This is a genomic window from Acinetobacter sp. WCHAc060033, from assembly GCF_004209125.1.
In the GTDB taxonomy this organism is placed as follows: domain Bacteria; phylum Pseudomonadota; class Gammaproteobacteria; order Pseudomonadales; family Moraxellaceae; genus Acinetobacter; species Acinetobacter wuhouensis.
Genome location: NZ_SGSW01000087.1, coordinates 1 through 5942, shown reverse-complemented (window position 1 = coordinate 5942; position 5942 = coordinate 1). Strand labels below are relative to the sequence as shown.

Sequence of the window (5942 nt, the reverse complement as noted above, 5' to 3'; positions counted from 1 at the left end):
AAACCCGCGTCCTTTGAGACAACTGAATAAGGTTTCAATTTCCCAGCGTAATGCATAATCCTGAATAGAATTGGCATTAAACTGAGGAGAAACGACGAGTAAAAGTTCTCCATTTTCTAACTGTAGTGCACTTATATATAGTTTCACTCGACCAACCAAAATCCGTCGTTTACGACATTCAATTTGACCAACTTGAAGATGGCGAAATAAATCACTGATTTTATGATTCTTTCCTAAATGATTGGTGACAATAAAGTTTTTTTAACACGAATGCAGAAGTTGATGTCTTGTTCAATTAACCATGTAAACCACTGCTCACCGATAAACTCTCTGTCTGCGAACACATTCACAATACGGTCTTTACCAAAAATGGAGATAAAGCGTTGAATCAAAGCAATACGCTCTTTTGTATCTGAATTTCCACGTTTATTAAGTAATGTCCAAACGATAGGTATCGCTATTCCACGATAAACGATCGCGAGCATCAGGATATTAATATTTCGTTTTCCCCATTTCCAATTGGTTCTATCTAAAGTCAGTTGCACTTTGTCGAATGAAAATATATTGAAAATCAACTGAGAAATTTGACGATAATCGAAATACTGACCTGCAAAGAAGCGCTGCATACGTCGATAAAATGATTGTGGTAAGCACTTGATGGGCAAGGCTTTAGATGCAGAAGAAAGATTACATGTTTGCTTTAAAATAATCACAAGCATGATGAGCGCAAAGCACTTTAAATGTGACTTGTTCCATTTTAGATATTTGTTTAAGATAAGATATAACTCATTGAGATGTGTCATAGTATTCGTCGTTAGAAAACAATTATTGTGACATTATTTCAATGAGTTATCTATTTTTGTCGTGTACAGAGCTAAAATTTCACTGAGAACATCCATATATAGCTCCTACGTAAACTGTCCAATAGGTCATGTTATACGAACTATTGAACATATTATATCTATTTTACATGCTGTAAAGTCAGTCTAATCAGTAAGTGGATGAAAACTAAGGAGGCTTTATGAAACTAGATTATGTGATCGTTGCCGGAGGGTGTTTTTGGGGTCTCGAAGACCTCCTTAGGAGTCTGGACGGTGTGACGTCAACGAAGGTGGGCTACTCTGGCGGAGATTTTGATGATCCTACCTACGCCGATATTATAACAGGGAAAACGGGGCACGCCGAAGCGGTTCGCGTGGAATACGACCAAGACGAAATATCTCTCGAAGAGATTCTACATTACTTTTTCAAAATCCATGATCCGACTACGAAGAATCGCCAAGGAAATGATGTTGGCACTTCGTATCGCTCGGCAGCGTTCTATCGTGACGATGCACAGAAAGCGATTATCGAAAACGTGATTGATGAGGTCAATGAGATCGGTCGCTTCGAGAATCCCGTGGTCACGACGGTAGCCTTGGAAAAAGAGTTTTATGACGCTGAGGAGTATCACCAAAACTATTTGAAGAAGAATCCCCACGGGTACACGTGCCATTTTGAGAGAGATTAAACCATGAATCAAACGAAAGAGGAAAAAATGAAAGAACTTAAGAACGTTGTCATCTACACAAAAGACCATTGTCCGTTTAGTAAACGCGTGAAGGAGTACTTAACTTCTGAAAAAGTTGATTTTAAACAAATTCGCGTGGATGACGATCCCAAGACTTATGATGAGTTGAAGAAAAAAACCAACCTTCAAACTGTTCCGCAAGTTTTTGTGGATGGAAAATTCATTGGTAGCGCGACTGACTTCTTCGCGTGGATTGATAGCTAAAGAACAAACCCAAAAATAAAGGAGCAAATTTATGTTCAACTGGGAAAGCATTAACAACTATCTCGATAACGGCACTCCCGCTCCTCCTAGAAAAGTAGAAAAGAGCGAGGAAGAGTGGAAAAAAATTCTGACGCCCGCTCAATTTAATGTCATGCGGAAGAAAGGCACCGAGCGCCCTCACACTGGGGAACTCTGTTCATTTTATGAGGCAGGACGGTATGCCTGCGCGGGCTGCGACACTGAACTGTTTGATTCGAACGTTAAGTTTGATTCGGGAACAGGTTGGCCGAGTTTTTCTGAGCCCGTCGCCGACAACGTAATTCAATATGAACTGGACACGACTTACGGACGAAGAATCGAAGTGCTATGCAATGTGTGCGAAGCCCACTTAGGGCACGTTTTTCCAGATGGTCCTGAGCCCTCTGGGGCTCGATTCTGCATCAACTCGGAGTCATTGAAGTTTGTAGAATAATTTTTAAATCGAGGGGGTTTATGAAAGTGAACCTTTTGAAAAAAGGAGCCGTTCGTGTTGATTAAGCTGTTCGGTCATAAAGACTGCCATAAAACCAAGATTTACCAGTCGTACTTGAAAGAAAAAGGAATCGAGTTTGATTTTTTAGATGTTCACGAAGACGACGCGGCAGCTGATGAACTGCGATCCCTTTATACTACTGGAAAGTTAAATTTCCCGACAATACTGGTTGGGACAAAGAAGCTGAGAAACCCCAAGTTCAAGGATCTCGACAAGTGGTTGGAAGCTTCGATGAAATAACGAGATCTTTTTTTTGAGGATTGTAATTAGCTTAGTAAGGAGTCAGATCAATGATTATAGCAGTTGTCCGCAGTCGTGTTGCCAAGGAGCACGGTGGGGAGTTTGAAAGAAGATACGCCGAGATGTCCGCGCTTGTCGAAGCCATTCCTGGTTACGGAAGCCATGAGCGGTTTTCTTCTCCTAACGGTGAAGATGTTCTAATTGTCGAGTTCCTTACCAGAGAAGCTTTCGATGCTTGGGATAAGCATCCCGAACACAAAAAAGCCAAGATGCTTGGCAAAGACTACATTTTTGAATCGTACGACGTGAAGGTCGGAGAAGTTTTTGAACGGCACACAAAGCCGGAGGTGAAATTATGAAAACGAGAAACGTTTATATCGTAGGTGGAGCTCGGATTCCATTTATGAAATCTATGACCGCATATCGAGACGTCTCAAGTGAAGAACTAATGACGGCGAGCCTAAAGAGTTTAGTTGATAGATATAACTTGGAAGGAAAAACTGTGGGCGATGTAGCCTTAGGAGCTGTCATGCACAGCTCGGCTAACTGGAATTTGGCTCGTGAAGTCGTTCAATCCTCCGGTTTGCATCCAAACACTCCGGCATATAACGTGCAACGTGCTTGCGGAACGAGCTTGGAAAATACGATTCAGATTGCTCACAAAATTTCTAGCCACCAAATTGAAAGTGGCATTGCGGGCGGTGTTGATAGCAACAGCGATTTGCCCATTATGGTTAGTCGAACTTTCGCAAGAAAATTGATTGCGTTGAATTCTGCCAGAACGCTTGGTGAGAAAGTAAAAATCATTTTAGGAATTAAACCTAGCGATCTAAAGCCAGTGTTGCCCGCAGTGGTTGAGCCACGCACCGGAAAATCAATGGGTGAGCATTGCGAACTCATGGTTAAAGAGTGGAATATTTCTCGCCAAGAGCAAGATGAGTTAGCGCTGGCAAGTCACAGAAATGCAGCTCAAGCATATAAAGATGGGTTTTATGATGATCTCGTCTTTCCATTCCAAGGAAATAAGACCGATGGAATTTTGCGTGCTGATACAACTTTGGAAAAATTGTCGAAGTTAAAACCTGTTTTTGATAAATCAGAAAAAGGGACTTTGACGGCGGGAAATTCAAGCTCGCTCACAGATGGCTCGTCCACCGTTCTTTTAGCATCAGAAGAAGAGGCAAAAAAGAATAATTGGCCCCTGTTGGCTAAGATTGTGGATTCTCATACTTCCGCCGTGGATTATGTCGCTGGCGAAGGTTTGCTTATGGCCCCAACTGTGGCCGTCAGTGAATTATTGAAGCGAAACGGCTTAAAGCTTCAGGATTTTGATTTTTACGAAATTCACGAGGCGTTCGCTGGACAAGTGCTCTGCACGATGAAGGCGTGGGAGTCTGCTGAATACTGCAAAACACGTTTGGGACGATCAGAGCCTCTCGGAAAAATTGACCGCTCGAAGCTAAATGTCCGTGGAAGTAGCATTGCCCTTGGGCATCCGTTTGCGGCTACTGGCGCTAAGATCGTCGGAGTTTTAGCAAAGATACTGCACTCAGCTGGTCCTGGAAAACGTGGCCTTATCGTCGTTTGCACGGCGGGAGGAATGGGAGTGGCTACAATTCTTGAAAGTTAGGAGAAAAATATGTCGGATCTAAAAATGAATAAAGAAGACGGTGTTGAAAGCTATGAATTTGCAACCCCTGAAGCAATCGAAGAAGCATTGAAAATCGGGAAGCTTAGTCAAACGGTTTTCGGCATGGGTTGCTTTTGGGGACCGGATTCTAATTTTGGAGGGACGCAGGGAGTAGTGCAAACACGTGTTGGCTACGCTGGAGCATCAACTCTGGATCCGAGTTACCGCAACATCAACGGACACGCCGAAGTCGTCAGAGTGATCTACGATAAAGACCAAATCAGCTACAGGGAACTTCTTGGAAGTTTTGAATCATGGTCTGTTCATGGTAGAAAGCAGGGCCAGTATCGCCAGATACTTTTTGTTTTTGATCTGGAGCAAAAACAAGTAGCTGAAGAACTGATTCAAGCGATTGGAAAGGAGAAATCTCCCGAGGTGATTGAGGCCGGAGAACAAAATGGTTATTTTTGGCCCGCCGAAGATTACCATCAAAAGCATCGTCTTCGCAGAAACAAACAGCTTGTAAGTCTTGCAGAAGTAGATTTCGGTCCTCGCTGGGATGAACATCTGTATTTTACTAAATTAAATAGTACCGATAGAAAAGGCTTCAGTCTCTCAAGCTGGCTAAAAAAGTTGTCTCCGGAAATGCAGAAAGCTTACCGAATCGGTTAATCTGAAATTGCAGCTGGCTAAAGAACTCTATTTTCTATATGTAAAGAATGTGACGATCTCCTTCACATGGAGTCCAAGAGAGCATAAAAAATCTGTGTAAGTCGCATTACCCATGTATTTGAAAGGAATAAATAATGCCAATATCAGACCAGCTTATCGACCGAAGCAAGACCTCAGTTTTTATGAGGTCTTGAGATCAGCGCAGCATGAACAGATCTCTTACAGTGTGGCGAACACACTGGTTTGATTGCGGCCTTGGGTTTTAGCTTTGTATAACATCTGATCGGCGACTTCGAGCAACTGCTTTTTGTCGTCAAATAAATCAGCGCTGGCCAAACCTATGCTGACCGTTAATTGTCGTAATAACCACTCATGGTTAGCCACTACCAGCCTTAACTTTTCCAGTGTTTTATTTGCGGACGCTGTGTCTGTGCCTGGCAGGATCAGCACAAACTCTTCACCACCATAACGGGCGAAAAAGTCATAGTTCCTGCTATGGCGCTGAAACAGAGCCGCGACTTGACTCAGTGCCTCATCTCCTGCGGCATGACCATAGCTGTCGTTAAAACTCTTAAAGTGATCAATATCAATCAATGCCAGTACAAAAGATTGTCCTGTTCTTTGCCAGCGAGCAAATTCAGCTTCAAACTTGAGGTCAAAAGCTCTTCTGTTGTTCACCCCTGTCAGCGCATCCGTCATGCTGGTATTATGTAATTGTTCGCCGACTTTTTTCAGCTCCAGTATGGCGATCACTTGTCTGGACAGAGCCTGCAAAGAGCTTATCTGCCGCTGGTTCAGCTGCTTAGGAACATGATCATAGACACAAATAGTACCAATCACTGCACCTTCGGGATCAATCAGCGGCGAGCCAGCATAAAATCGGTAGCCAGGTCCTGAAATCACCATAGCATTGGTACTGAATCTGTGATCTAAAGTAGCGTCAGGGACCACCATTACCGCATCAGGTGTTTCCATTGCATACACGCAAAAGGACTCTTTAATTAATACAGAGGTACGCGAAATACCAACTTTTGCAATTAGATTCAGCTTTGTGTCATCGGTTCGCGTCACCATAGCCACTGGTGCATCACAGA

Annotated in this window: 8 protein-coding genes and 1 pseudogene; 7 read left to right on the top strand and 2 right to left on the bottom strand. The window is 43.0% G+C overall.

Annotation, left to right across the window (positions count from 1 at the left end):
• Window positions 1-803: pseudogene (locus EXE10_RS19880) on the bottom strand (IS4 family transposase); the annotation flags it as partial.
• Window positions 804-1021: 218 nt separating this feature from the next.
• Between EXE10_RS19880 and msrA the strand changes: the two are divergent.
• Genes msrA through EXE10_RS19845 form a run of 7 tightly spaced genes read left to right on the top strand, consistent with a single transcriptional unit; the run spans window position 1022 to window position 4848 of the window.
• A complete protein-coding gene (gene msrA / locus EXE10_RS19875; protein ID WP_000762837.1) occupies window positions 1022-1510 on the top strand; it encodes a peptide-methionine (S)-S-oxide reductase MsrA in 489 nt (162 codons plus the stop codon).
• Between the two features lie 3 nt (window positions 1511-1513).
• Complete coding sequence (locus EXE10_RS19870; protein ID WP_001076938.1) at window positions 1514-1774, top strand: glutaredoxin; 261 nt, start codon at window positions 1514-1516, stop codon at window positions 1772-1774.
• A gap of 31 nt (window positions 1775-1805) precedes the next feature.
• Window positions 1806-2246 carry a peptide-methionine (R)-S-oxide reductase MsrB gene (gene msrB / locus EXE10_RS19865; protein WP_000483554.1) on the top strand — a complete coding sequence of 147 codons (441 nt, stop codon included), beginning with the start codon at window positions 1806-1808 and terminating at the stop codon, window positions 2244-2246.
• 54 nt (window positions 2247-2300) lie between these two features.
• Window positions 2301-2546: a glutaredoxin family protein gene (locus EXE10_RS19860; protein WP_000905740.1), complete on the top strand. Its 246-nt coding sequence runs from the start codon at window positions 2301-2303 to the stop codon at window positions 2544-2546.
• Between the two features lie 50 nt (window positions 2547-2596).
• The gene (locus EXE10_RS19855) at window positions 2597-2905 is read left to right on the top strand and encodes an antibiotic biosynthesis monooxygenase family protein (RefSeq protein ID WP_000582514.1); all 309 of its coding nucleotides are present in this window, start codon (window positions 2597-2599) and stop codon (window positions 2903-2905) included.
• On the top strand, window positions 2902-4176 hold the full coding sequence (locus tag EXE10_RS19850) for an acetyl-CoA C-acetyltransferase (protein WP_000857678.1): 1275 nt from the start codon (window positions 2902-2904) through the stop codon (window positions 4174-4176). The genes EXE10_RS19855 and EXE10_RS19850 overlap by 4 nt, the downstream gene beginning before the upstream one ends.
• 9 nt (window positions 4177-4185) lie before the next feature.
• Window positions 4186-4848, top strand: a complete 663-nt coding sequence (locus EXE10_RS19845) for a peptide-methionine (S)-S-oxide reductase MsrA (RefSeq protein WP_001281573.1) — start codon at window positions 4186-4188, stop codon at window positions 4846-4848.
• Window positions 4849-5067: 219 nt separating this feature from the next.
• Here EXE10_RS19845 and EXE10_RS19840 read toward each other — a convergent pair.
• Window positions 5068-5942, bottom strand: an 875-nt coding sequence (locus EXE10_RS19840; RefSeq protein WP_130114504.1) for a sensor domain-containing diguanylate cyclase, incomplete at its 5' end; no start/stop codon positions are given.

Coding starts and splice junctions, on each gene's coding strand:
- msrA (WP_000762837.1), top strand. CDS start 1,022: ATGAAACTAGATTATGTGATCGTTGCCGGAGGGTGTTTTTGGGGTCTC.
- EXE10_RS19855 (WP_000582514.1), top strand. CDS start 2,597: ATGATTATAGCAGTTGTCCGCAGTCGTGTTGCCAAGGAGCACGGTGGG.
- EXE10_RS19870 (WP_001076938.1), top strand. CDS start 1,514: ATGAATCAAACGAAAGAGGAAAAAATGAAAGAACTTAAGAACGTTGTC.
- msrB (WP_000483554.1), top strand. CDS start 1,806: ATGTTCAACTGGGAAAGCATTAACAACTATCTCGATAACGGCACTCCC.
- EXE10_RS19850 (WP_000857678.1), top strand. CDS start 2,902: ATGAAAACGAGAAACGTTTATATCGTAGGTGGAGCTCGGATTCCATTT.
- EXE10_RS19845 (WP_001281573.1), top strand. CDS start 4,186: ATGTCGGATCTAAAAATGAATAAAGAAGACGGTGTTGAAAGCTATGAA.